The sequence below is a fragment of the Kribbella sp. CA-293567 genome (assembly GCF_027627575.1).
Classification (GTDB): domain Bacteria; phylum Actinomycetota; class Actinomycetes; order Propionibacteriales; family Kribbellaceae; genus Kribbella.
This window is the reverse complement of the sequence record NZ_CP114065.1, coordinates 6,638,195-6,662,074: the sequence shown is the minus strand read 5'-3', so window position 1 is coordinate 6,662,074 and position 23,880 is coordinate 6,638,195. Positions and strand designations below refer to the sequence as shown.

At 63.9% G+C, this 23,880-nt stretch carries 20 protein-coding genes; 16 read left to right on the top strand and 4 right to left on the bottom strand.

The features are described 5' to 3' along the window. Positions 1–498 precede the first annotated feature (498 nt). The 3 genes from OX958_RS30865 (at position 499) to OX958_RS30855 (ending at position 2,970) form a co-directional block, all read left to right on the top strand. Entirely contained in the window at positions 499–933 is a 435-nt protein-coding gene (locus tag OX958_RS30865; protein WP_270133637.1) for a winged helix-turn-helix transcriptional regulator, read from the top strand. A gap of 69 nt (positions 934–1,002) precedes the next feature. Continuing rightward, positions 1,003–1,833 carry an MBL fold metallo-hydrolase gene (locus tag OX958_RS30860; RefSeq protein ID WP_270133636.1) on the top strand — a complete coding sequence of 277 codons (831 nt, stop codon included), beginning with the start codon at positions 1,003–1,005 and terminating at the stop codon, positions 1,831–1,833. 786 nt (positions 1,834–2,619) lie between these two features. Beyond that, on the top strand, positions 2,620–2,970 hold the full coding sequence (locus OX958_RS30855) for a hypothetical protein (RefSeq protein ID WP_270133634.1): 351 nt from the start codon (positions 2,620–2,622) through the stop codon (positions 2,968–2,970). Positions 2,971–3,078: 108 nt separating this feature from the next. Here the strand turns inward: OX958_RS30855 and OX958_RS30850 are convergent, their stop codons facing one another. Then, the gene (locus OX958_RS30850) at positions 3,079–4,995 is read right to left on the bottom strand and encodes an elongation factor G (RefSeq protein ID WP_270133633.1); all 1,917 of its coding nucleotides are present in this window, start codon (positions 4,993–4,995) and stop codon (positions 3,079–3,081) included. 893 nt (positions 4,996–5,888) lie between these two features. On the opposite strand from OX958_RS30850, the gene OX958_RS30845 reads away from it, so the two are divergent. The 6 genes from OX958_RS30845 (at position 5,889) to OX958_RS30820 (ending at position 12,449) form a co-directional block, all read left to right on the top strand. Further along, entirely contained in the window at positions 5,889–6,842 is a 954-nt protein-coding gene (locus OX958_RS30845) for a Gfo/Idh/MocA family protein (protein ID WP_270133632.1), read from the top strand. Further along, a complete protein-coding gene (locus OX958_RS30840) occupies positions 6,839–7,780 on the top strand; it encodes a quinone oxidoreductase family protein (protein WP_270133631.1) in 942 nt (313 codons plus the stop codon). Before OX958_RS30845 ends, OX958_RS30840 begins: the two co-directional genes overlap by 4 nt. Before the next feature lie 605 nt (positions 7,781–8,385). Further along, positions 8,386–8,571, top strand: a complete 186-nt coding sequence (locus OX958_RS30835; protein WP_270133629.1) for a hypothetical protein — start codon at positions 8,386–8,388, stop codon at positions 8,569–8,571. A 495-nt stretch (positions 8,572–9,066) separates the two neighbouring features. Beyond that, entirely contained in the window at positions 9,067–10,044 is a 978-nt protein-coding gene (locus tag OX958_RS30830) for a LysR family transcriptional regulator (RefSeq protein ID WP_270133628.1), read from the top strand. 646 nt (positions 10,045–10,690) lie between these two features. Further along, entirely contained in the window at positions 10,691–11,317 is a 627-nt protein-coding gene (locus OX958_RS30825) for a flavodoxin family protein (RefSeq protein WP_270133627.1), read from the top strand. A gap of 214 nt (positions 11,318–11,531) precedes the next feature. Next, positions 11,532–12,449, top strand: coding sequence for an NAD(P)-dependent oxidoreductase (locus OX958_RS30820; RefSeq protein ID WP_270133626.1), 918 nt, complete (start codon positions 11,532–11,534; stop codon positions 12,447–12,449). 459 nt (positions 12,450–12,908) lie between these two features. Here OX958_RS30820 and mobF read toward each other — a convergent pair whose 3' ends face one another. Further along, positions 12,909–16,487, bottom strand: coding sequence for a MobF family relaxase (mobF, locus tag OX958_RS30810; RefSeq protein WP_270133624.1), 3,579 nt, complete (start codon positions 16,485–16,487; stop codon positions 12,909–12,911). A gap of 201 nt (positions 16,488–16,688) precedes the next feature. Here mobF and OX958_RS30805 point away from each other — a divergent pair, with 201 nt between their 5' ends. Further along, on the top strand, positions 16,689–17,033 hold the full coding sequence (locus tag OX958_RS30805; protein WP_270133623.1) for a hypothetical protein: 345 nt from the start codon (positions 16,689–16,691) through the stop codon (positions 17,031–17,033). 262 nt (positions 17,034–17,295) lie between these two features. On the opposite strand, the gene OX958_RS30800 is transcribed toward OX958_RS30805, so the two are convergent. Next, complete coding sequence (locus OX958_RS30800; RefSeq protein WP_270133622.1) at positions 17,296–17,514, bottom strand: hypothetical protein; 219 nt, start codon at positions 17,512–17,514, stop codon at positions 17,296–17,298. An 860-nt stretch (positions 17,515–18,374) separates the two neighbouring features. Here OX958_RS30800 and OX958_RS30795 point away from each other — a divergent pair. Together OX958_RS30795 and OX958_RS30790 are read left to right on the top strand one after the other, a co-directional pair. Beyond that, a complete protein-coding gene (locus OX958_RS30795) occupies positions 18,375–19,277 on the top strand; it encodes an ImmA/IrrE family metallo-endopeptidase (protein WP_270133620.1) in 903 nt (300 codons plus the stop codon). A gap of 320 nt (positions 19,278–19,597) precedes the next feature. Beyond that, the gene (locus tag OX958_RS30790) at positions 19,598–19,810 is read left to right on the top strand and encodes a helix-turn-helix domain-containing protein (RefSeq protein WP_270133619.1); all 213 of its coding nucleotides are present in this window, start codon (positions 19,598–19,600) and stop codon (positions 19,808–19,810) included. A 149-nt stretch (positions 19,811–19,959) separates the two neighbouring features. Here OX958_RS30790 and OX958_RS30785 read toward each other — a convergent pair whose 3' ends face one another. After that, complete coding sequence (locus OX958_RS30785; RefSeq protein ID WP_270133618.1) at positions 19,960–20,409, bottom strand: hypothetical protein; 450 nt, start codon at positions 20,407–20,409, stop codon at positions 19,960–19,962. A gap of 186 nt (positions 20,410–20,595) precedes the next feature. Between OX958_RS30785 and OX958_RS30780 the strand changes: the two genes are divergently transcribed. From OX958_RS30780 to OX958_RS30765, 4 genes are all read left to right on the top strand, one after another. Beyond that, positions 20,596–21,345: a helix-turn-helix domain-containing protein gene (locus OX958_RS30780; RefSeq protein WP_270133617.1), complete on the top strand. Its 750-nt coding sequence runs from the start codon at positions 20,596–20,598 to the stop codon at positions 21,343–21,345. A gap of 10 nt (positions 21,346–21,355) precedes the next feature. Continuing rightward, positions 21,356–21,901, top strand: a complete 546-nt coding sequence (locus tag OX958_RS30775) for an HD domain-containing protein (protein WP_270133615.1) — start codon at positions 21,356–21,358, stop codon at positions 21,899–21,901. Positions 21,902–21,984: 83 nt separating this feature from the next. Continuing rightward, positions 21,985–23,430 carry a helix-turn-helix domain-containing protein gene (locus OX958_RS30770; protein WP_270133614.1) on the top strand — a complete coding sequence of 482 codons (1,446 nt, stop codon included), beginning with the start codon at positions 21,985–21,987 and terminating at the stop codon, positions 23,428–23,430. After that, positions 23,417–23,875 carry a PPC domain-containing DNA-binding protein gene (locus OX958_RS30765; RefSeq protein WP_270133613.1) on the top strand — a complete coding sequence of 153 codons (459 nt, stop codon included), beginning with the start codon at positions 23,417–23,419 and terminating at the stop codon, positions 23,873–23,875. Before OX958_RS30770 ends, OX958_RS30765 begins: the two co-directional genes overlap by 14 nt. The last annotated feature ends 5 nt before the right edge of the window (positions 23,876–23,880 follow it).

Below are 23,880 nucleotides of genomic sequence, written 5' to 3'. Positions count from 1 at the left end.
GCGGTACGCGGAATTGTTTCGGCCGGGCTGGTCCGTCGTTGGCAGCCTTCTGGTGGCGGCGGGATGTGCCGGAGGCGACTCTGATTCGAGTCCAGTCAGCTCGCCCGTCTCGCCCTCGCGTAGTCCACAACTCCGTAGTCGAGTCCTGATCAGCCATTGAGTCACCCCTGTCCCCTTCGGTTGTCACGCCCTCGGGGTCGGTTACATGGCTTCAGTGTGTTCCGTGTCCACGCGATGTGCGCGCCGACCGCCCCATCGAGCGGTTGGCCGGCTGTACCGCGACGGGGGCCTGGGGACATGCGAGAAGGGCGCCAGGCGACGAACTGGTCCGTTGGTGCCACCGTTGTTGCATGTGGAACGTGAGCCCTCCCGGCAGATGCCGTGGTCGAATGGGTCGGCGCCGCCGGGAGGACAAAGCGGTGGTGTTCACGAACTGTGAAGCGTATTCGGCGGGAACTCTTGCTGGTTCTACAGCGCCTCGCTTGCGATTATCGACCGATGATGGATCGGTTCGATCGTCCGCGCGCGGGCTCGCGCGGAGGGGTTCAGGTGTGGTTGCCGGATGGCCGCCCGGCTGATGCGTACTCGGCGATGTGCCCGTCGCGCAGAGCGCTGGACCGGATCGCAGACAAGTGGACTGCGCTGATCGTGGGTGCGCTGGGGTCGTCGGCGTTACGCTTCGGTGCGTTGAGTCGGTCCGTCGACGGCATCAGCGAAAAGATGCTCACTCAAACACTGCGAAGCCTGCAACGCGACGGCTTGGTGTCGCGCCGCGTCGTGCCTGGCGCGGTGTCGGCTGTCGAATACGAACTGACCGCGCTCGGCCGCACGCTGGAAGGCCCGTTGACGGCGATCAGGGACTGGGCTGAGCTCCACATCAACGAGATCGAGGCTGCCCGGGCCGGTCACGACGCCGAGAGCCGGGACGACTAGGCGCCGGTGGATCGGCGCTCAACGTGCCGCTGGTGGAACGATCGCTCGACACGTTCTACGATACACATTATGTATCATCGTGGATGGGTTGAGATCGCCGATCAGATCTTCATCCGAACGATCGAAGACATGCAGGTCAACGTAGGTCTGGTGGTGTCCGACAGCGCCTGTCTCGTGATCGATACCGGCCCCTCGTTGGCCGCCGGCAGGGAGCTCGCCGATGCGGTGCGCTCCATCACCAGAGCTCCGTGGTCGATCGTCAACACACATGCTCACGTCGACCATGTGCTGGGCAACGCTGCGTTCGGTCGTACCACGGTGTGGGGACAGCAGCGGAGCCGTGAGCACCTGGCCCGTCCACTCGACACGCAATGGACGCGGATCGGTATGCCGCGGACAGTGCCGGATCTCCTCGGAGAACGGGTCATGCCGCCCGATCAGCACGTTCACGAGAGCAAGTCGCTGCGAGTTGGTGGTCGCACCGTCGAGTTGTTGCATCCTGGACGCGGCCACACGGACCATGATTTGGTCGTCTCGGTGGTTGATGCGGGTGTCGTGTTCGCCGGAGATCTCGTCAAGGGAGATGGTGTCCCGTGGATGGGTGACAGCTTCCCGCTGGAGTGGCCTGGGGCCCTGGAGGCGTTGGCGGACTTGTCCGCCGGAATCGTTATTCCCGGTCATGGTCCACCGCTGTGCCGAACCGATGTCGTGGCGCAGCAGCAGGTCATGGAGTCCGTGGCTGCGACGGCCAGTGCCAGCTTCCGGTTCGGCGCCTCCGTCGAGGCGGCCGCAGCTGAGTTGCCACTACCGGCACCGACTGCACTTGTGGCGGCCGCCCGCGTCTACCGTCAGCTCAACGGTCGCCGGAAGCCACTAGCGGGGTCGGTGCAAGGCCGCTGAGAGATTGTTGACAGCGCCCTTGCTGACTCTGCTGGCAGAAGAAAGTCATAAGACGAGTTCACAAGCCGACATCCCAGCGGTTCGGGCAACACGCCGCCGTGTCGTCTTGCGAGGCGGTTTGCTCAGCGCGGTTGCCGCGGTCTTGTAGCAAGACTCATGAGCACCGATCCCGCCGCGGCGGCCGACACGGCCATCCCTGCCTCGCTTCAGCCACCAACTGGAGATCACCGACGATTGATCCGTGTCGCTGTCGATCACCCTTGCGGACGCTCGCATCCTTGCGGTTCAGGCGGCCGCGCCCTGTCGGGTCTTCCCCTCGTTCGGCGGGTTCAGTCTCGGTGACGGGCCACCGCCGAGCCGGCACGCAGATGGCGAAGGCACTGCAGGTCGCGCGGACCGTGACGCCGGAGCACTTGCCCTACATGAATTTCGGTACCACCGACCGGGCGGAACTGAAGACGAACGTCCGTCAGTTCGTGGATACGGTCAAGCCCCCGCTGTTGTGGTTGGACCGGCATCCGCACACGGTTGGTGAATCCGATCGCTGCCATGCATGCCAACGAGACGCCACCCCAGGACGCCCTTTCCGGTTGGAGCTTTGGGAGCAATCGCGTGATCACCACCCTGGTGAGCGGGGCTCGGGCCGCCCGCTGGGCCGGCGGTTCCAGCCCAGCTGCCGCCGCCGGCAGTTATGCGCGGCAGTGGTTCCTGTTCAACAGCCGCACATCGTCGGCGGCAACTGTGCCCCCTTCGCCTTCGGCGTTGTTTCTGCGGCGATAGTTGTGGGTGGCTGGGACGGCATCGGCGACGGTATCGGGCGTCTATGACGCCGACCAGCGCCAGTGCACGCTGACCGTCAGCTTGACCGCATCCGGTACGACGGTCCACATCGCCTTCGGTGAAGCGGGAGATCGGCCGGTCGCAGGCGATTGGAACGGTGACGGATCCGACGACATCGGGGTGTATCGGACCGCGGACGCCAATTTCGATCTTCGGCTGCCCGATGGAAAGGTTCAGGCCATCAACTACGGCGATTCGGATTGGTGCCCGATGGTCGGCGACGGTCGCGAAGAGCCCGCTGTCGTGAACTCCGACGTTCCGCGGTTCATACCGAGTCAGCCGGATCGATGCAGTTGAGCGCACCGAGTCAACCGCCTACGGGAACCGTGGCGACAGCCCGCTCGTGGGTGACTGGGATGGAAACCGCACCAGCACCCACGGCGTCGTTGGAAACAGCTGAGACCCTCATCGAGGTCGATGCCGGAAGAAGAGCTCCCGATCGGTAGGGTCCGGCCACGGGCGTGACCGACTCGGCGCTGGACCGTCGTACGGCTCGCGGTGATGTGGCTCCGTGGTGAGAATGCCCTCGCCGCCGGTAGCGGCGGCGAGGGCGTTGCCAACCTGGGGAACCCGGTCCGCTCGGATATTGCCGGTGACAGTGATCCATTCCCCGTCCTCGTCGTACCCGACAGGTATGGCGCGGTGATCGCGCAACAGAGCATTGACCTGCGCCGACGTCGACTGTGGGGCTTCGATCTCAAACCGATCGATTGGAGCGCAGACCTGCGTTGCGGCCTGCCGAAGAGCTGCCGCAAGGACCACCGCTGTGAGCAATCGGAAGTCTTTCGCCGTGCTGGAGATGGACTTGTCGAAGCTGCCGTATGCCGGGCTTTGGCGAGCCCAATAGCCGGTCCGGGTGACGAGTACACGAGCATCATGGATCGGCCAGCCGGAGAGGCCGAACCGGAGTTCGTGATGGACAGTCTCTTCGATCGCTGTGAAGAACGATCGTGGCATCGAGCCGAGTTCGACGTCGAGTGCGACCTTGATTCCACTGCCCGGCGGGGCCGGTTCGACTCGCAGCCCGATCGTCGCCAGGTAGGGATTGTCGCCGGTCGCGATGACGTCGAAGGATTCACCGACGCCGATCAGTTGTTCACTGCAGCTCATCCCGATTTCGCCGAACTGAACAACGATTCCGTAGACCGTGGTCAGCAGCTCCGCCAGGACCTCCTGGTGAACTTCCCCCAGGAGCTCGACAGTCAGCTCACCGGTATCCGTATCGGTAGCCAGCTGGATCATCGGGTCGATGTCTGCCAGTTGGCGCAGTGCGCTTCCGAGAGCGGCACGCTGCCGAAGCTCGACCGGCCGAACGGCCACGTGCACAGAGGCGCGCCGAGCGGTGGCGGTATGCCGCAGCCCGATCGATCCAACTCGGTCGCCGATTCTCGCGTCGTGCCAGCCGCGGACACGGGCGATGTCGCCGGCGTGCACTTGTCTCGCCGCAGCCCAGCCGGCCGGTACTGCAACCTCCAGAGACTTGATCCGCTGCGGATCCCGTCCATCAAGGCTGAGACGATCGCCAACCCGAAGCCTCCCGGACCACATCCGGAGCAGACTGCTTCGAGGCACGTCCGGGCCGGCCTCGACGGTGAATACCGTTGCGGCGGGCTCGGTGGACGTCAACTGGTTGCTATCGGCAAGGCGTTGCAGCGCGGACATCAGAGTCTCTACACCAAAGCCTGTGCGGGCTGATCCTCCGGTGACCGGCCAGAGGTCACCTCGGCGAGCCGCCGTCCAGGCGGCAGACTCGAGCTCCGCAGGAGAGAGCGACACTCCGTCCAGCCAGCGCCGTAGAACGTCTTCGTTCTGGTCGGCCACGATCGAGAGCAGTTCGTCCACGTCGCAGGTGTCCAGATCGACCGCTGGTTCGCCGATCCGCGCACGCAGCGACCTGATCGCCGCGTCGGGATCCGCGTCCGGGCGATCCTGCTTGTTGAGGAAGACCACTGTCGGAACGCGGAGACGGCGCAGCGTCCGGCCCAGGAGCACTGTCTGAGGCTGAATCCCGTCGACGGCCGAGACGACCAGCACAGCCGCGTCCAGGACGAGGAGAGACCGCTCAACTTCAGGAATGAAATCGGGATGCCCCGGGGTGTCCAGCACATTGATCTGACGGCCTTCCAGCAGGAACGACGCGACCGCGGCGCGGATTGTGATTCCACGGCGGCGTTCGACCTCCATGCCGTCGGTGACTGTCGTGCCGGCGTCGACGCTGCCCAATGAGCGGATGGTTCCGGTCCGGAAAAGGAGCTGCTCGGTCAGTGTGGTCTTGCCAGCGTCGACGTGTGCGAGCATGCCGATGTTGAACGGGAGATGCATCAAATACTCCGGATCAGGCTTGATCGGGAATCAGTGCACTCGGCAACGGCGGACTTTGGTCGACGCCGCGCCTCTCCGGGAGTGCACGATGCTTAAGCTGAACGACGCATGACGCAACGCTAACACGTCAGTTTCGCTCATCGCCGAGATTTGCCAAGCCCAACACTTCACTGTTCGTGAACGCTGAGACCTGTTCAGACTGAAGGATCGCAAGGCTGACGAGAGGTCGCTGACAGATCGTTGCAAGGTTGAGCAGAGACGGTGTCTATGGCCGTCAGTCATGCGACGGTCGGGGCCGTCTGTCGGGAACCGCGCCTGGGCTGATGGACGGCCTCCCCATCGAGAGGAAACGGATCGAAAGTTGGCAGCTGCGGCGATCCGGCGGCGCGCAGCTCGGACCGGCGTGCGCAGCTTGTATCGACGACTCGTGGACTGGCGATGCGGCATCAGCTGGAGCCGGTGATCTGCCGTGAAGCAGGCTTCGTTGCCGGCGGAGTGCAAGCCAGTTGACCGAAGGGCCCTCGCGGGCCCACCTGAGACGCAACAGTTCCTGATCGCCCATGTGCTTGCCCGTATACCGATCGGCCGTCCGCGGCGATCAGTTGGCCGAGCAGCGATGGCAGTGGTCCTGGACGTGGTCGCATTGACCTGCCGTCTCGGATGGCTCGTGCCGGAGCATCATCCTGCGTTGATTAGCTATTCGCTCGGCGGCGGTGTCCTGACGGCCGCGGTGCTGGTGCTGGCCTGGCGGGCGCGGAGATTCGAACGCGAGGCCGATGACATCGCGGCCGACCGACTGAACGCTCCGCTCACCCCTTCGATCCTCCGTTTCCTCGCATCCCCGTTTTCGCCCGTCGTGATCTGCGACGGTCGCTACCTGATCGGACCAAATCATGAAACCATTGCGTCTGGCAATCATCGGCCTCGGAGTCATGGGCCGGGAGATGTTTCGCTCGGTCGAGCGCCATCCCGATTTCACTTTGGTCGCAGCAGTCGATGCTGATGTGCGGGTGATCGAGCAGTTGGCACAGCTCCACCCGGAAGTCATGTTCGGTACGGACCCGTCGTCGGTCATCGGTGTGAAGTCGGTCGACGCTGTCTACATCGCCACCCCGCCGTCAACTCATGCCGAACTGGTGGTGCCCGCGCTCGAGTCCGGGCAGGCGGTGTTCTGCGAGAAGCCGCTCGCCGTCAGCCTCGCCGATGCGAAGGTGATGTGCGAGGTCGCCCAGCGAGCGACCACGGTAGCGGCGGTGAACTTCTCTCTGTCCGACCGAGCGGCGACCCGCTACTTGGCTGGAGTACTTGAGAATGGGGAGGTCGGTGACATTCTCGCCGTCGACATCAATTTGGCGTTCCCGGCCTGGCCGCGGACCTTCCAGACAGCGGCCGGCTGGGTGGGTGGGCGTTCTCAGGGGGGATTCGTCCGCGAGGTCTTCTCGCACTTCGCCTACCTGACAGACCGGCTCGTCGGGCGGCTCGAGCCGGTCGATGTCGGCGTGGCCTATCGCGATTCGGGCAGTGAGGCCACCGCGTCCGGGATGATGACAGCCGGACTGGCGCCAGTCAGATTCGCTGGAGTGGTCGGCGCCCGACCCGAACAGTACGAGTGGATTCTGACCGGCAGCCGCCGCTCTTTCCGGTTCACGAACTGGCGCGAACTGCACGCATCGAGCGGCGGTGACTGGGAACTGGTAGATCTGCCGGGTGAGCAGGGATCGGAAGCCTCCAGGTTGGCCCTATTCGCCCAGGCGATGCGTGGGACACCCAGCGCCGACTTAGCAGACTTCGATATCGCGTATCGAGTTCAACGGGCGGTCGAGGCGTTTCACGAGGAGACGAGATGAAAGCATTCCAGGTCACCGCTCCCGGAGAAGCCCGCGTCGTCGAGATGGCATCCAGGCCGCTGAAGGCCGCAGAGGCCCGGGTCAAGGTCGTTGCTGCTGGCATCAACTACCTCGACCTGCAGGGATGGACCGGGGGAGTGGGTCCGCAGGAGTACCCGTGGATTCCAGGTGGCGAGGGGAGCGGAGTGGTTGTGGAGACCGGCGCGCATGCGATCGGCGTGGCGGTCGGAGATCGGGTCTGCTGGCAAGGGGTGCTTGGGTCGTACGCCGACGAGGTGGTCGCTCCCGCAGATCGGCTGATTCCCATCCCGGAACACCTGACATTCGACGAAGCCGCGGCTGTCCTGCTGCAAGGGCTGACCGCGCAGTACTTGAGCGCGGATGCGTACCGGATCAGGCCCAAAGACCTGGTAGTGGTGCACGCGGGAGCCGGCGGCGTGGGCATGCTCCTGACCGGTTTCGCGAAGTCGATGGGGGCAACGGTCATCACGACCGTGTCGACCGACGCCAAGGCGATGCTGTCGCTGGAGGCTGGAGCTGATGAGTCAGTGCCGTATGCCGACTTGGTGGAGATCGCCAAACTCCGGGCGGCGGCCGTGTACGACAGTGTCGGCCTTGCGACTTTCGAGCAGTCACTGTGTTGCCTCGCGCTACGCGGAACGCTGGTGTTGTATGGGCAGTCGAGTGGCGCGGTTCCGCCATTCGACCTGGGTCGGCTCGGCCCGGCTGGGTCGCTGATCGTGACCAGGCCGACATTGCGGCACTTCGTTCGCAGTCGGGCGGAACTTCTTGCGCGTGCCGACGACTTGTTCTCCCGAGTCGCGCGCAGCGAGGTACGGATCCGCTTCGGAGGTGTGTATCCGTTGGCCGAAGCGCCACAGGTACTGGATGCCCTGCGCTCCCGTTTCACTACTGGGAAGCTCATTCTGCAGCCGTAGAGGTTCTCACAGTGAACAACTGAACGGATTCGTCCAGACATCGTTGCTGGTAGACGGCACGCTTGCCAGACAGAGTGGAGAGGACCGACCCTAGGAGTTCGCCCACGCGCCTTCGACTGATGGTCCTTGCCTTGGCGCCTTTGCGGGCGGCACGGACACCTTCGTCGTTAGGGGGATCCTGCGCGTCTCGCGAAGGACCTGAACGTCAGTGAGGAGCGAGCGAGTTTTCTGGTGACTGTCTTCGCTGAGGCCATCGGCGTCTTCGCGCCCGTAGGCGCTGCGCTGACAGGCCGGCTTCCCCGGTGCCTGGTGCTCCCCACCGGTTCAGCCTCAACATCCTGGGAGACGTTCTGACGGCGATCCCTCCGACGTCCTGCGCGTCCTCGCCCCTCGCGCGGCCACCAGCGTGGGTACGGCACTGGTGACGCCGACTGCCGCCGTAGGCGCACCGGTCGGTACCTCCACCGGTGTCTATCGCCGGCTGGAGGGCGACCACATGTTCGCCGCAACCCTGACAGGGTTCGGCCTGATCGGCGTCGCGCTGGTCCTGCCATCCGTGCCGGCGCCTCCGCCAATCAGCATCCGCAGTCGGCTGGCGCCCCTTCGTGAGCGCAGCGTTGTGGACGCTCGCCACGTCACTGCTGGTGTTCTCCGGCGTGAACGCTGTCTATATCTACCTCGGGTCGACCTACGACCGCGTCACTGATGGCGACGGTGGCAGCCCGGCTATGTTGCTGTCGCTGTACGGCGTCGCAGCTCGAGGGCGATGTCGTCGCGGGTTCGCTGACTGATCGGCTCGGCAAGCGGCGGGTGAGATCGATGCAGTCATCGTTGTTCGTGCGCTCGAGCTCTTTTTGATGCCTTGAACAACCAGTGCGTGGGCTGGGCGGTCGTCTCGATCGTTGTCTGGGGAGTGACGGGTGGGCGTTCCTTGTTGCGCAGCAGCACAAAGTGGCGTTCGCCGGGTCCGAGACCGCTCCGTTGGCGATTGCGCTCGCGCTCGGCGATCAGTCTGTCGGTCGCGGCGGCGAGCCCGGTCGTAGCCGCCGGGCTGCAACTGGTCAGCGTCTACTATCTGGCCCCGGTCACGGCGATTCTCATGCGTCTTGGATCGGCAGCTGCGTAGGTGGCTCACTGGACGATCCGTGGCCACGCGCGAAGTACAGCTGAACGGACATCCAGACGTTACGGGACTCCAGGAATCAGCTGAGATGCGGGCGCGGGAAGCGTCCAGTTCATCGAGATTGGCTATCGCGTGAGTATCTCCGGCGGTGCATCATGAGACTATGAGCGGACTTGCGCCCCGGAATAAGCTCCGGCCCACATTCCTGGACGACCTGCGAAGGCTCCGGGTGCTGCGGGAGTTCCGCGAGCGGGGATCGGTCACCGACACGGCGCTGGCCATGCACCTCACGACTTCGGCCGTGTCCCAGCAGCTCTCCGGATTGTCACGTGAGTTGGGCTTTCCGGTCACTGTGAAGGTGGGGCGCAAACTGGTTCTGACGCCAGAGGGGAAAGCGCTGCTCGACCATGCCGACGCTGTTTTCGCTCGGCTTGAAGAGGCGCGCGTCGACCTGCAGAATTGGAGTCCGGCCGGTAGGTGCCGCATCGACGTCGGTGGGTTCTCGAGCATTCTGACCGGTCTTTTGCCCGGAGTCGTGCAGCTGATGCGGGTCCAGGCTCCGCTGGCTGATCTCAGGCTTCATCAGGTGGAATCACCGGAGCTGTTCGACCGGCTGGACGACGGCACCGTGGATGTCGCGCTGTCGTTGAGCTTTCGGGGTTCCCCGGAGCCGGATGACTCGCGTTACCACCGAGTCGAGCTTGGTGTCGATGTCTTGGATGTCGCGCTGCCTCGGGATCATCCTGCTGCGGACGAAGCCACCGTCGCCCTCCGAGATCTTTGCGGCGAGGAATGGATCTCCGGAACTCCTGGGGGCTCCTGCGACGTTCTTCTGCAGACGGCGTGCAACGCGGCCGGTTTCACGCCACAGATCGTCCACCGGCTCGAGGACTGGCTGTCGACGGCAGCGTTCGTCGCCGCCGGTCAGGCGATCACTCTGATACCCCGGCTGGCCCAGGTCACGCTGCCAGCCGGCTTGGTGATCCGGCCGCTCCGTGGCCCAGTGCCGGAGCGCTACGTGTTCGCGGCGATTCGACAGGGTGCGCAGAACGATCCGTACCTGGTCGAGCTGCTCGAAAGTCTGGTCCGATCCGCGAGCTCGCTGCGGAGTGCCGCGGCAGCTCAGGTCGGCGAGGCGTAGTAACCCATCAGATTCGCCAGATCGGCTCAGCCCTGCACAAGATCCGTAGGCTGGGAACGGACCCACCGCGAGAATCACACGCAATTGACGGGCGCGATCGGCCTTCGTCGTCGATCACCTCGATAGGCCCGAGTACCAGGAACTCCACAGGCCACCTTCGCCGTGCTCCGATGGCGACATCAGTCTGAAGCGAGCCCGGGCCGATCAGCTCCGGGCACCGTGAAGAATTTTTACACTCGGCGATTCAGCATTCCTTCACGAACGGGAAGGGCGCATCGTCGGAGTCTTGCTGTTGTCGTTCACCGTTGATGCGGTCGAAGAGTGTCGAAGCCGACGGCGGTGTGGTCGTGAGCGCGGCTTCTTCGAGTCTACGAGGTCGAGGTCACGCGCGATCGAACCTTGGAGATGCCGATTGAGCCCACGAACGGCGCTCAGGTGCGCAACATTGTTGTCTGCGCGACTCCGCCGTCTCGACAACTTTCACGTCTTTCCGGATCCGGTCGGAGAAGATCGTGTACTTCGGAGCTCGGCCGTGACCCCGAAGCCGCACTGAACGAAGCCGTTGCGAGAACGACCCTTGTTTCTCGCCCCCGTCGCTCATCACCCTGGAGATCCGGGTGATCGAGAAGCGAACGGACGTCTGCCCATGAAAGTTGTTGCCCTGAGCTCCAGCCCACGGTCGGCGGGCAACTCGCGACTGCTGACTAGAGCTGTTCTCGAGGGTGTCCTGGAGGCCGGGCACGAGGTGGAGCTGATCGACCTTCCTGGTCGGGTCGGCGAGCCGTTGCGGGACTGCCGGGTCTGTCGTCGGGCCGACGGAGCCTGCGCCATCGAAGACGATTACGAGGCAGTGCTTGGACGCCTACTCGACGCGGATGCCGTGGTGCTGGCGACGCCGCTGTACTGGTACGGCGTCTCCGGGCAGCTGAAGATCTTCATCGATCGGCTGTTTTGTCACACCAGCAATTCGGCCCCGAAGCCCGAGATCGTGCTCAAATCCTTGGTCGGAAAGCGGCTGCTGGTGGTCATCAGTTCGGAGGAGACCTATCCGGGAGCCATCAGCGGCGTGGTCGCGCAGTTCCAGGAGCTGTCGCGCTACCTGCACTGGCAGTTCGCGGGCGTCGTTCGCGGTGTCGGCAACTCCCGCGGCGAGGTGGCCCGCGACCCGGACCACTCCGTCGAGCTCGCCACGGCTGCCGGCCGACGCTTGTTCGACCGGCTGGTCAGCGACTACCAGATCGACACTTTGCGGAGCGGTCGTGTCTGGGGCTGACGGGCCGGAGCAGCCCGATTCGGCGGACGGTCCGCTGGATCGGCTGACTGCGGTCATGATCATCGTCGGGGTGTTCGCGGCCATTAGCCTCTTCCGTGTCCTGGCGCCCACCGTCTGGAAGGTCGTGCTCTGGCTTTCGTGAGTACTCAGATGTTGAACGTGCGCTGCAGCGATATGGACAGAAATCCGCAACGATTCGGGCGGGTCTCGAACGGTGCGAATCGGTAGCGTTCCAATCATGACGACGAATCAAGATTTGCCCACAGCGGCCGTGCTGGGGCTGGGGCCGATGGGCCGCGCGCTCGCCCACGCACTGCTCGCGTCTGGTCACCAGGTCACGGTCTGGAACCGCTCACACGGCAAGGCCGCAGAACTCGCTGCAGCCGGCGCCAAGGTCAGCGACAGCCCTGCCGACGCCGTAGCCGATGCCGCCCTGGTGGTTTTGTGTCTGCTCGATTACCAGGTCGTCGGAGACGTGTTGCTGGCGGCCGGCGGAGCACTGGACGGCCGGACGGTGGTGAACCTGACCTCCGGATCACCGCAAGCAGCCCGGTCGACAGCGGAGCAGGTCACGAGCAAGGGGGCAAGGTATCTCGACGGAACGATTCTGAGTCCGGCAGCGACGATTGGCACCTCGGACGCAGTCCTTCTCTACAGTGGATCCTCTGCTGTCTATGAGGCGAACAAGGTCTCGTTCGCAGCGTTCTCCGGATCTCAGAGGTACCTCGGAGAGGATGCCGGCCGAGCGGCCGGGTACGACGTAGCGCTGGTCGGCATGTACTGGACGGCGGTCGTCGGAGTGATCCACGGCCTGACGCTTGGCAAATCCGAGGGTATTGAAGCCGCCGAGCTCGTTGCCTTCAGCCAAGGAATCATCGGCCTCCTTCCGGGGTACATTCCTGTCCTGGCCGAGTCGATCGACTCCGGCATCCATCCCGGTGACGCCTCTACCTTGAGATCCACCGCGGCCGGGATCGAGCATGCGCTGCACAGTGCTGAACAGCGCGGCATCGACCCCGGGCTGTTGCGGGCTGCTGCGGCGTTGACCCGGCAGGCGATTAGGGACGGATACGGCGACGAGGCAGTCAGCCGGCTCAGCGACACCATCCGTGCCGGGTTGCCAAGGAGTTGATAGCCACACCGCAAGCCAAGGCCGGCCGTCTGACGATCAGACGGCCGGTCGACTGCTGTCAGCTGCTGACTGCAGCCAACGCGTCGACCAGCGGCTGCCCGAACAGCAACGGGTTCCGGCTCGTCGACAACGCAAGCACACCGGTCAGTTGCGGTGTCACCATCGATGTCCCTTGCAAGTAGCCGTATCCGCCAGGAACAGGCCGGTGGCGGAGTTGTAAAGCCCTGCGCCCATGAGTTGAAGGTCGCCGCCGGAGGTGGCCCGTTGCTCGGCGCCGAGCCAGCCGTAACGGATTGGGCCTGTAGCGGTGAGGCGATGCCGTACTCGTCGAAGTTGCTGCGAGGTCTTCTACTCATTGGCATCCCCGAACCACTGATTCGGTACTCGTCCCGTTGTATGTCGGATGTCGTCGATGGGGTTCCTGCGCCGTGGACCTCGGGGCGATCAATCGGATACCCCTCAACGTGCTGGCTCGGGCGGCGACTGCAGGCGCTCGTCGCGATTGCTGCTGGTCCCTCGGTCGGTGACGTGGGCGGATGGTCTGGTTTCGAGTGGGGCGCTCAGACGTTGGCGCTGTCTGGTTTGGGCTAGTGCGTTCGGCGCCGGCCTATCGCCTAGTGGGCTTCGGCTGCGGATGGCGTAGCGCTCGCGATAGGCCGCGATCTCAAGAAGCAGTTCTCGAGACATGGATTCGGACCAGGGTTGTGATGTGGCGGTCGCCTGGTCGGCCAGCCAGACGGCGCGTTGGGCGATCTGGGCTTCAAGTTCGCGGAGTGGAGCGATCAGGGTTGGGTCGGAGACGTGCGTGGCCGGCGTGACGAGGCCCGCGATGAGGTGCGGGGTGTGGCCGGTACGCCGCGAGGCTCTGGATGTCAGCCGCTCGACGCGCCGGTGGAGGACCGCGGCGATGTCGGTGGCGTTGTTCAGTGATGACTGGTGGACGGCTCGGCGTAGTACTTGTGGCACGTCGAGGTCGGCGGCTTCAGCGCGTCGAAGAGCCGTGATCAGAGGGCCGTAGGCAGGTGAGGCTTCGAGGGCGGCCAGGTCGGCGCGGTCCAGGCCGCAGGTGGCGATGGCGGGGGCGAAGCGGTTGCGGGCGTCCAACTGGCAGAGATGCTCGTGGATCGGGACGAGACGGTCTAGGCGAGTGGCGTTGTCGAGTTCTTGACGGATGACCTCGTGGGCGGAGAGTTCGACTCCGGCGTTTTCGAGGACGGCTTCCAAGACGTCTTGCATGGTCTGTTCGGAACGTGGTTCGTGGAGGTCATTGTCGGATTGGTGGGTGGCCACATAGGCGTGGTTGCTGTCCCGGCCGCGGGTCATGCCGACGTACATGAGGGCTCGGGTCAGCCGGTCGGTGACAAGGAGATGAGCCGTGTCGACGGTTGAGCCTTGGGCGCGGTGAGCAGTTGTTGCGTAGGCGAGCTCGACCGATTCCTGAACATAGCTAGCGGGCAGTGTCACTTGATGATGGTGGGCGTTCTCGACTGTGAGGGAGCCGTCTGGCCAGCGGTGAACGACTGTCCATTGGTCGCCGTTCTGGACGAAGCTGTGGCGTGCGTAGCGCAGGCGACGGTTGTTGAGGCGCGTGACGATGCGGTCGCCGATGCCGACTTGGTTGGTGTTGTGAAGGACTATCCCGTCTGGCTCGACCTCGCCCGTGATGATGCGGTCGAGGCGCGCACGGGCGTTCAGGCGAGCCACCGTTGTGTTGTCGGCTGCGATGAGCAGGCTGGTCTTACCGGCTGCAGTGTCTGTCATCCAAGCCCGGTATGCGGCGTCCTCCATAGCGTCGGATGTTCCGGCCAGTAGCCGCTTGTGGTCGTCGTACACGTCGATGACTTGGAGAGAACCGACGCGTAAAGCGAGGCTGGCGTCGCGCTCCCAGGCGTTGGTGAAGCGCCAGACATCGCTGAGTTCGGCGGCATCGGTGTCGCGGGCGATCAGGCGGAAAGCACCGCCGGTGTCGGCAGCACCGAGTTGGGCGTCGTCACCGACCAGTAGCAGCTTGGCGCCTGCGGAGTTTGCTTCCCGCGCGAGGGTGGCGAGCTCCATAGTGCCGGCCATTGAAGCCTCGTCGACGATGACCAGCTGGCCCGAGCGGAACCTCCAGCGATCTTGCTCGGCGCGCAGCGCGGCAACTACTTCCGACAGACGTTGTGCTCGACGTCGACGCCCCGCCTGATGTGCCTGCTGTACGGCGTAGTCCGTCTGCCGGATGCGGTTGCGTCGTTCCTCGGCGCCCAGGCCCGTCGACTCGTAGATCCACTTGGCGATGTTCTCGGCCGGTGACCCGATTGCGTCAGCCAGCACAGCGGACGCAGCTGAAGAAGGCGCGAGAGCGATGACCGATCCTTCGCCGTTGCTCGAGATCCAGCCTGTTGTCAGAACCGACAACAGGCTCGTCTTGCCAGTGCCGGCAGGACCAACGAGCGCTTCAACCCTCCGGCCGCTGCTGGTGATTCGACGCAACGCGATCTGCTTGTCCGCGCTCAAGCCGCTGTCCGACAAGCCTGAGATCTTGGGCGCTGAGGGATCACGGGCGAGCTCGAGCAGGAGCGATTCTGCTCCGAGGATCACAGGGGAGGTGAAGATCTGGCCGTTGTGGATCATGAAGACGCTCGAGCCGTCAGAGCGCCTCACAGGCGTAGTCACGACCTCCGGAGCTACAAGGTTGATCGATTGCTCTTCGGCGCGTTCGACGATCGACTCCAACACTGCGAACCGCTGAGCCGACGACACCATACGAACCAGCCGAGTTTGGCGAGCTGCTTCCGCCAGCAGGTTCCAGCGAGTCCAGGTGGCCCGCTTCGTCTGCAGCGCGATGACCACGGCGGCGGCGTACGCGTCAATCGTCGCAGGGCTGAGATCGGCGGCCGCCAATGGTCGGTCGTCGGCCAGATCGAGCGACTCTTGTATCGCCTTAAGCGCCGCCTTGCCGACTTTGTGATGGGCCCTCCGGCGCCAATCTTGCATGAGCGATGCGAGCGGTCGCGCGACGTGCTTGGGCGGTCGATTCATCAGCGTGGCCTGTTGGCGAAGTACATACATCTCGTTCCGCCCAGGTGGCGGCAAACCGTCGGACCGTTCCTCCAGAAGTACAGCTAGGTTCGATTCGATCTGTTCTGTCCTGGCCGAGAACTCCTCGATCAGCTCGTCGGGAACGACACTCAGCTCAAAGGCAGGGTTACGGCGTTTGCCACGTTGTCGCAGCTCCCAGCCGATGCCGAGCCGATGATTCAGATTGTCGGCGAGAAAGACGTTGTGGATCTCCGACATCGCCACGGCTGAACGGAACAGCACCCGGCCATCGATACTGCGCCATGCTCCATCCGGTCCCTGAACTCGGTTGGCGACCACGACGTGGGTATGCAACTGAGGGTCGCCGGCACGCGTGTCCCAGTGGTCGAAGGCGGCTCCGATCAGTCCCTTGGTCTGGATTTGGGCGATGCCTTGTTCTCCCGTGCGGGTGAGTATCGAGTGCTGTTCGATCAGGCCGAGTACCTGCTCAACTGCGTCATGATGCGCAGCGAGGATCTGCTCCTGCGTGCCAACGTCGGAGGTCGCCCACAAGGCCGAAACAGACTTAGCGGGGGAGAACGTCAGGTCGTAGCCAGCAACCGCATGCTTGGTCTTCTCGCGCATCACCGCGGCTCGAATCTGCCCAATCGCCTCGTACCTGGCACTGCCCGTTAGGTCAGAGTCCAGAGCATCGACCTGCTGCTGAATCCGCTCGGTCGGGCTCTTGTAGACCGGGTGAGGTCGCCCAAGCGGACGCTTCGTCATCGGGTCTTCAGCACGGCCGAAAAGCGCGGCCATCTGTCTCTCGGAAACCGCCGTTCCTGGGGCAGGTCCGCCGTTGGCCAAGCCGCTCAATCCGCTGCCCATCCAACGGCCAGGAGGGTAGCCGGACGCCGCGTAGTACGACGTGAGCGGCGTCGTCAGGTGCCGGTCGACGTCGCCCGAAGCCACATGCCGGAGAAGGTACCTGAAGCCTTCTCCGGCAGTCAGGCGATGCACTGTCAGCACGAGGTCCACCGCGTACGACGGTGCCTGAACTGCCTTCCGAGAAGCTCCATATACGTGTCAACGGCCCGTCGCGTCAGCGCGGGTTTCTGATCGGCCCCTCAGCGGAGCTGCCTTAAGTGCAAGAAGTGTGACGGTGGTCTGCCCTGCACTCGGCCCGAATCTTCAGAGCCACGCCCGTTGAGTGGCCGTAGGCAACCGAAGGGACGTGGAATGGACGACAGCAACGACACAGATGCCGTACGTCGGCGGGTCACAGAGCTGGCCGCTCGGGCAGAGGCGATCGTCGAAAGGCTGGAGGCGACCGCCGTCGACAGCAGATGGGCGATGACGGCGTTCAGTCGTTATCGAGTATGCGAGCTTCTCGGCATCATCCCGTATCTCCGGTACGACGGTGATCTGGAAGGCGATCCCGCGGTCCTCTATGACGAGGCCGCCGAGGCGTTGAACGACCTGGACGTAGCAATCGAAGACGTCAGTTGGCGACTGGCGCTCGCCGACTCTCTCAGGTCAGCCGCAACGGACGTTCGGAGAGTTCAAAGTGCGCGCGACCTATGAGGACCTGCTGCGTGCGGCACGGCGGAAAGCGATGCAAGCTTGTCAGATTCAGCACACCAACGGAGACGAATTGGTTTCTGGATGGCAGTCCGTCTTGGCCGCAACACGCGCCCACATGGCTCTGCTGCGGTACGACCTTGAGCTCAGCGACGGGCTGAAGCCTGGTGAAGCTGTCCCTGCAGGTACGACTGGACTGGGTGTCGTGGCGCAGGCGCTTGGAGCGGGCGCAGACCTCTTGGCGACGCAGGATTGGGACGAGGCTTCAGCTCGGGGGAGTCAGGCCAGCCTCGTTGCGGCGCGCGCTGAGGTTGCCGGCATCGCCCATATTGCTGGCCGGACGGTACTGCGTGACCTGGGTCGTACAAGCGGTATGGAACAGCACCGAGCGCTGCTGGACGAGTTGCAGGTGCTCAGGAGAGTTGTGCTTGCAGGTCGAGGATGCCCGGGACTCGGATACCTCCGCGACCTGGTGACATCGCACCCTCGGTATGGGACTGACGCTGCATCGCAGGTTGCCTGGATGGCTGTCCGCTGGGATCGAGCACATCACGAGGTCGAGCCCCGTGCTCTCCTGGTACGCGATCTGAGGTCCACTGCGGGGCAGCTCAGAACGGCTGGCGGCTACGCGAGGTATCTCGCGGGGTGCATCCTGGCTGCAGCGAATGCGGTTGGAGTCCACTCGCAGCTCCAGGCTCAGCTCGATCGTCTGCGGCGTGTGCTGCTCGCCGTCGATGCGAGCGCCGCCCGAGCCTCAACTTCATGGCAGCGTCGGGCGCCAGATATCGGCGGTAGCAGCGATACGCCAGGCGAGTTCGCCTTCTTGGATCTGAAGATGGCACTGGATGTCCTCCTTCGCCCACACGGAGACTTGCTGTCCCCGAGAGCGCTCATACCGCATCAGTCACAAGCGGCCGGCACGATCGATGCGCTAGATGAGCTACTTGGTGCAGCGGCAGAGGTTGCGTGGTACCAGCGAGATGCGGTGCACAGCATGATCTGCAACGGTCAACTATCCCTCCCTGGCCAAGACACGGATGGAACGTCGCTGCGGCAAGGAGCAAGCAAACGCCGGCCGCCGGCGGCCGATATCCCGGGGCAGTTCGCGGAGCTGACTGGGCTTCATACCTGGATTGCTCGTCAGTGGTCTGCCGCGGCGGCGTTGGCGCGTGATGTATCCAGCAGCGCACATCATCGACGGCACTCAGTGAACAAGCAGTCCCATGTGCGGCCACTCACGATCAGGCGCTGCGCCGTTGCTCCGGGCATCGGATCCCGGGATCAAGGACAAGAAGATGTTGGGCTGGCCCGTTGAGCGAGCAGGACCGAACATGGAGGTTTCTCATGGGCAGCATCAACGTGAGTGCTGAGGATCTGCACACTGCGCTCACCCGAGAGGTACGCAAGCTCGATTCGGGAACTGACTGGGCCCGTTGGCTGGATGCGGCAGCGCTCTTCCCGACGTACGGGTTCGGGAACGTCGTTCTGATCACGCTCCAAATGCCTCAGGCGAACTGGGTTGCCGCGGCGCAGGCGTGGGAACGGATGGGCCGGAAAGTGAGAGAAGGCCGTGCCATCAAGATCCTCGCCCCTGTCCGTTCGAACGTCCTCGTCGAGAAGGACGGATCGAGCGGCATCAGGGGCACCATCCACAACGGCATCATCGGCTTCAAGGTCGCGAAAGTCTGGGATGTCGCGCACACGGTAGGGCCGCCAGTCACTGTTCCACCGGTCGGCCGCGCAGCAGTGGCGGATGTCTGGCGGGCACTGTCAGCCGACGTGCAGAAGGCCGGGTTTCAGATCGATAAGCGTTGGGTCCCGGCCGAGACACCGAGCTACACCGACTACTCCGACAGACGAATCGTCATATCGAATCAGCTCGATACCGCGACCGCCGCCGCGCATCTGGCACACGAACTGGGTCACGTCCGTATGCATCAGTCGGCCTCAGTGGGGCAGGTTTGCGGCGGCATTCGCGAGATAGAGGCCGACTCGTTCGCCCACATCGCATTGGCGTACTTCGGACTGTCGGTGGAAGCGCCATCCTTCGAAGCACTTCCTGGTCAGGCGTCCTCAGCTGAACCGAGTTCTCCGGAGTCGGTTATCAAGGCCACAGGTGCGAGAGTCGTCAACGCTGCCCGGAACTTCCTCGAGACCACCGGCCGGAGGACCTCACCTGCAATGCAAACGGCTGGCATCGGACTGGACGTCATCTGGCAAGCGCCACCCACCGGTCCCGAGTTGTGAGCCGATCGTGGGAGCCAGCGAACGAGTTGCCGCACTCCGGCGGTCACGGGCACGCCAGGCGAAGATAGAGGCCGCGACGGCTCGAGCTATCGGCGCGCAGGTCAGTCTGATCCGGACCATCCAAGCCAAGGACGTCGCGATACGGCGATGGGATGAACGAGTCGCTGATGCGGAAGTCCATCTTGCAGCCAGGACGTCCGAACTGGCACAGGTGTGCGGCTCGGCGGATGCCGCTGCGGAGATCCTTGGCTGGAGCGTCCGTGAAGTCCGTCGCACTGTGAAGCTGGAACGAGAGCGGCGAGCCGAACCGGGAGGCGTCGATGTCATCCGGAGCTGAGCCCGACCCGCTCTGGGTCGCCGACCAGGTGGCGGCGTACCTGAGAGTTCCGAAGGCCACTTTGTATCGATGGCGCACCATGAACGTTGGTCCGCCTGCGAAGAAGGTGGGCCGCCACCTCCGCTACAAGTCGAGTGAAGTCATCAGTTGGTTCGACAACCTTGATGGTCAGGTGTCGGATGACGACCCGGCGTGATGTGAAGTGAGAAGTCCCTGCCCGAGCTTGCAGGGGATTACAGGGGTCGGGGCACTCGGGCAGGGACACATCAGGGATGGAACCGGTGGGCTGTACGGCGATGACACCGTACTGAGGGGTTAGGAAGGACTCCCACCGACCCCATCCAGTCAGGGGGAAGCGAGCAGCAGGACGCGGGCGCCAGTGGCTCGTTCGAATGAACCCTTGATGTCGCATGGCGGTCCGAGCACAGCAAAGTGCAGGAGGCTCGGCAGCATCACGGCCGTGATTCCCAAGCGGATGACCGCCTCGACCAGGGCGTCGAAGGCCGCGGGCCACGTGCCGGCTTCTTCTATGTAGATGTAGCTCATCGAGAAGCCGCTGACAGCGGCGTACAGCGCCATCTGGCGTTGAGCGAGCGCGACCTGAGCATCGACAACCAGCAGCTCTCGTCGGATGTAGCCAACCAGGAGCGGTCGGTCGAGGTCCTCGGCGAACCCATCAATCCGGTCAGCAGGGCTCAACCCTCGTCTCGCCACCGACGGAACGCATCGTTCAGGCTGGCCCACAATTTGGCGCCCCAGATGCGCAAGCGAGAGTTGCTCACGACAGTTGGTCATCGGTTGCGTCCATCTTCTGCAGATCCTTCAGATAGGCGAGGCCGCCGCTTGTCGCCGACCGCTGGTAAGCCTGCCGGTCCGGCGATGGACAGCGATACCGTGTAGCCGGACATTTGCGGACATTTCGTGTTACGGTCCGACTAGACATTTACAGACATCTACTCGCAAGTAAGGTCTGGTTGGGTGATGACTAGAGAGATTCTCCGGCGGGCCATCTTCGACGCTCAGCTCTCTGAAGAGGACTTGGCGACGAAGCTGGCGGTCGACCCGAGGACCGTCCGCAGGTGGTTGTCCGGCCAGGTTCCGCGTGCGCGAAGGCGCGCCGAGGTTGCTCGCCTCCTGGGTGTCGATGTGGAGACGCTCTGGCCTGCTTCGAGCGCATTGGAATCTTTAGATGATCAGCCGGCCGAACTGGTGGCGGTCTACCCGCGCAGAGTTGCCATAACCCAAGGGGGCTGGCAGTCGTTCTTTGCCTCAGCCCAGTCCGACATCGGCGTTCTTGCTTACAGCGCTCTCTTTCTGGCTGAGGATGCCAGGATCGTCAGGCTTCTCTCCGAGAAGGTTGGAGAAGGAGTCCGGGTTCGGATCGCTCTGGGGGACCCTGACGGGCACCACGTTGGTCGCCGCGGCATCGAAGAGGAGATCGGTCCGGCGATGAGCATGAAGGTCCGAAACGCCATCGTGTTGCTGAAGCCTCTCCTGCAACTGGACGGGATCGAGTTCAGGTTGCACGACACTGCTCTGTACAACTCGATGTATCGGTCAGACGGGCAGATGCTGGTCAACCAGCATGCCTTCGGCTCGCCCGCGGCCCAGTCGCCGGTGTACCACTACCGCGAAGGCGTCGGCAGCGTCATCTTCCAGAACTACCTTGCCAGCTTCGAACGCATCTGGGCGCTCAGCCGTCCGACTGTGGTGGAAGCCGGTGGGGAGTAGCCTCAGTCGTGTGACCAGCGTGGTCGAGGCGAAGAGCTTGGCTCGCGACCTGCTCGCTGAGGAGTTGCCCAGGCGATGGGCACATACTCGGGGCGTCGCGGCTCAGGCGCGTCGGCTTGCCCCGGGCTTGGGGGCGGATGCCGAGGTCGTGGAGGCAGCAGCTTGGCTGCATGACATCGGCTACGCTTCGAAGGTGGCCGCTTCGGGGTTCCATCCTCTCGATGGGGCTCGCTATCTCAGGGAGACTAGGAGGGCTGACGAGATCGTCTGTCGTTTGGTGGCTCACCACACGTGCGCCGTCATTGAGGCGCGCGAGAGAGGCATCGGCGCCCTGCTTGACGAATTCGCGGTACCGAATCGGCAGTTGCTGGACGCGCTGACGTACTGCGATCTAACCGCGGACGTGGACGGTCGAACGGTTGCTGTCGAGGAGCGGCTGGGGGAGATTCTGCGCCGCTATCCGCCCGATCATGTTGTGCATCGATCGATCAGGCGAGCTAGGCCCTGCCTCCTGCGAGCGGCAAGTGATGTACGACGGCGGCTAGCTGATTTCTGAGACATTTTGGACGTGGCGAGATGTCTTTGAGATGTCCTGTGATGCCGTGGTGCTGTCCCTCCGCCACATAGCATCCTGGGCATATGACCGGTGGGGACCGACAACCAAACGATGCGCTGCGGACGGCGCGTGGAGCGTTGTCACAGGCAACTCTGGCCGATCAGGTGAACGCTGCGATCTACCGCGCCACAGGTCGGGAGACTGTGATCACGGCCAAATCGATCTCGGACTGGGAGCGGGGTTGGTACTCATGGCCATCCGCAGACGTCCGCATGGCGCTCTGCGAGATCCTGGGAGCTCCGGACGCTGCTGCCCTCGGGTTCTTCAAGCGACGTACGAGACGCGCGGCGCTGGAGACGTCACCACTTGTCCTCCCTGACTTGATCAGCGGCCGCGGCCTTGTGTCGGTTGGCTCTAGCAACGTAGTAAGGGTTCCAGACGGTCGCTTCTTCGCCGGCGGTGAACTGGTGATGCACCACTGCATCGCCGATGAGGCTGGGCGCGGCTGGTTGATGATCAATCCCTCAGATGGGGTGACCACATCTCTACGGCGTACCGATCGATGGAGTGCGGTGGTCACTTCTGATGCCGACGGCAAGTACTACGTGTCGGACTCGCGGCGATTCGCGCGGCAGACCGGCCGTCGTACCAATCGTCAGCCGGTGGCGGCCGCGAATGTCGTTGACGACCTCACAGCTGGCATCATCTGGGCGGTCGTCAATACCGACAACGCTTTGCTGGCAGACGATGCGCAGATAGAAGCGAGTCAATCGCGGCTGGGGCACTACGTGGAGCAGTCGGCTTCGATGGCCGCGCTGAACGAGGTGCCGGACCTGGAACTCGTCACGCGCCATTGGTTGGGTTCGAGCTTCTGCTCGCGGCATATCAGTCGCCATGTCAGCCGGCTCGCTCAGGAGCCGTTCTTTTGGACCCGAGAACAGTCTGGCGAGGAGGCATCCTCCTGGCTGCTGTGGAACCACAAGCTCGACTACCTCCGCTACACCTCCAAGCGCTTCGCCGGAATGCGTCGAGCGTTCTGTGTGCCCGAGCGGGAAATCGACACCTCTCCGCAGTACGAGAAGGTGCTTCTCCTGTTGACGATGGCCCTGATGGAAGCTTTCGGAATCACCGTGGAGTTGACTACCGATTCCTCACTCGGGCCGGTTGAAGGCTTCGTGATTGCCAGTGAGGCGATTGCGGCCAACTGGCTGGGTGGTGAGGAGCTTTGGCACGTCGACGCCAGGCCGGAGCGATCTCGCCGTGCGGCGTACCAGGATTTGAGCGATGAGCTGGCGGCGAACTCGGTTATCGCTTCCGACTGCTCTGCGGCTCGCCTGGAATGGATGGCAGACTATCTCGGCGTGTCCTGGCGCTGGTTTCGCCGCAGGTGTGAAGAGTTGGCTGTGGCGGGCATCGACGGGATCGTGCAGCCAAGGAGCAGACATCTCTCGACGCGCGGCCTTGATGCTGCCGTTCGCTATGTTGCTCATATCCATACGATCGAAGGAAGTTGCCTTGCGCGCTGCTGAACTCACCATGGGACGCACGTTCGCCGTTCATTTCGACCATGGCGACGACTTCTACCCCGCGCTTGCGGACTTCTGCTCCGAGCACGATGTCAGGCAAGGCTTCATCCCGATGTTCATCGCTGGGTTGCGCGAGGTCCAGCTTGTCGGGACCTGCGAGAAGCTGGACAACCCCGACGCTCCTGTCTGGACGTCCGTCCACCTTGAGAATGTCGAGGCGTTCGGTGGAGGAACTCTGGCGTACGACGACGCGTCGGACTCCGTCCGCCCGCACATCCATGTCTCCGTCGGGCTGAAGGCGCAGTCGGCCAGCGCGCACACGAGCCACCTCCTCGGCGCCAAGGTTCAGTTCCTGACCGAGATGTACGTGGTCGAAGTGAAGTCGCCCGGTTTTACCCGCATCCCGCGAGCCGACCTGTACGACGTGCCGCTGCTGTCATGGGGCTAGCGACG

Coding starts and splice junctions, on each gene's coding strand:
- OX958_RS30865 (WP_270133637.1), top strand. CDS start 499: ATGATGGATCGGTTCGATCGTCCGCGCGCGGGCTCGCGCGGAGGGGTT.
- OX958_RS30860 (WP_270133636.1), top strand. CDS start 1,003: ATGTATCATCGTGGATGGGTTGAGATCGCCGATCAGATCTTCATCCGA.
- OX958_RS30850 (WP_270133633.1), bottom strand. CDS start 4,995: ATGCATCTCCCGTTCAACATCGGCATGCTCGCACACGTCGACGCTGGC.
- OX958_RS30845 (WP_270133632.1), top strand. CDS start 5,889: ATGAAACCATTGCGTCTGGCAATCATCGGCCTCGGAGTCATGGGCCGG.
- OX958_RS30840 (WP_270133631.1), top strand. CDS start 6,839: ATGAAAGCATTCCAGGTCACCGCTCCCGGAGAAGCCCGCGTCGTCGAG.
- OX958_RS30830 (WP_270133628.1), top strand. CDS start 9,067: ATGAGCGGACTTGCGCCCCGGAATAAGCTCCGGCCCACATTCCTGGAC.
- OX958_RS30825 (WP_270133627.1), top strand. CDS start 10,691: ATGAAAGTTGTTGCCCTGAGCTCCAGCCCACGGTCGGCGGGCAACTCG.
- OX958_RS30805 (WP_270133623.1), top strand. CDS start 16,689: ATGGACGACAGCAACGACACAGATGCCGTACGTCGGCGGGTCACAGAG.
- OX958_RS30795 (WP_270133620.1), top strand. CDS start 18,375: ATGGGCAGCATCAACGTGAGTGCTGAGGATCTGCACACTGCGCTCACC.
- OX958_RS30790 (WP_270133619.1), top strand. CDS start 19,598: ATGTCATCCGGAGCTGAGCCCGACCCGCTCTGGGTCGCCGACCAGGTG.
- OX958_RS30785 (WP_270133618.1), bottom strand. CDS start 20,409: ATGACCAACTGTCGTGAGCAACTCTCGCTTGCGCATCTGGGGCGCCAA.
- OX958_RS30780 (WP_270133617.1), top strand. CDS start 20,596: ATGACTAGAGAGATTCTCCGGCGGGCCATCTTCGACGCTCAGCTCTCT.
- OX958_RS30770 (WP_270133614.1), top strand. CDS start 21,985: ATGACCGGTGGGGACCGACAACCAAACGATGCGCTGCGGACGGCGCGT.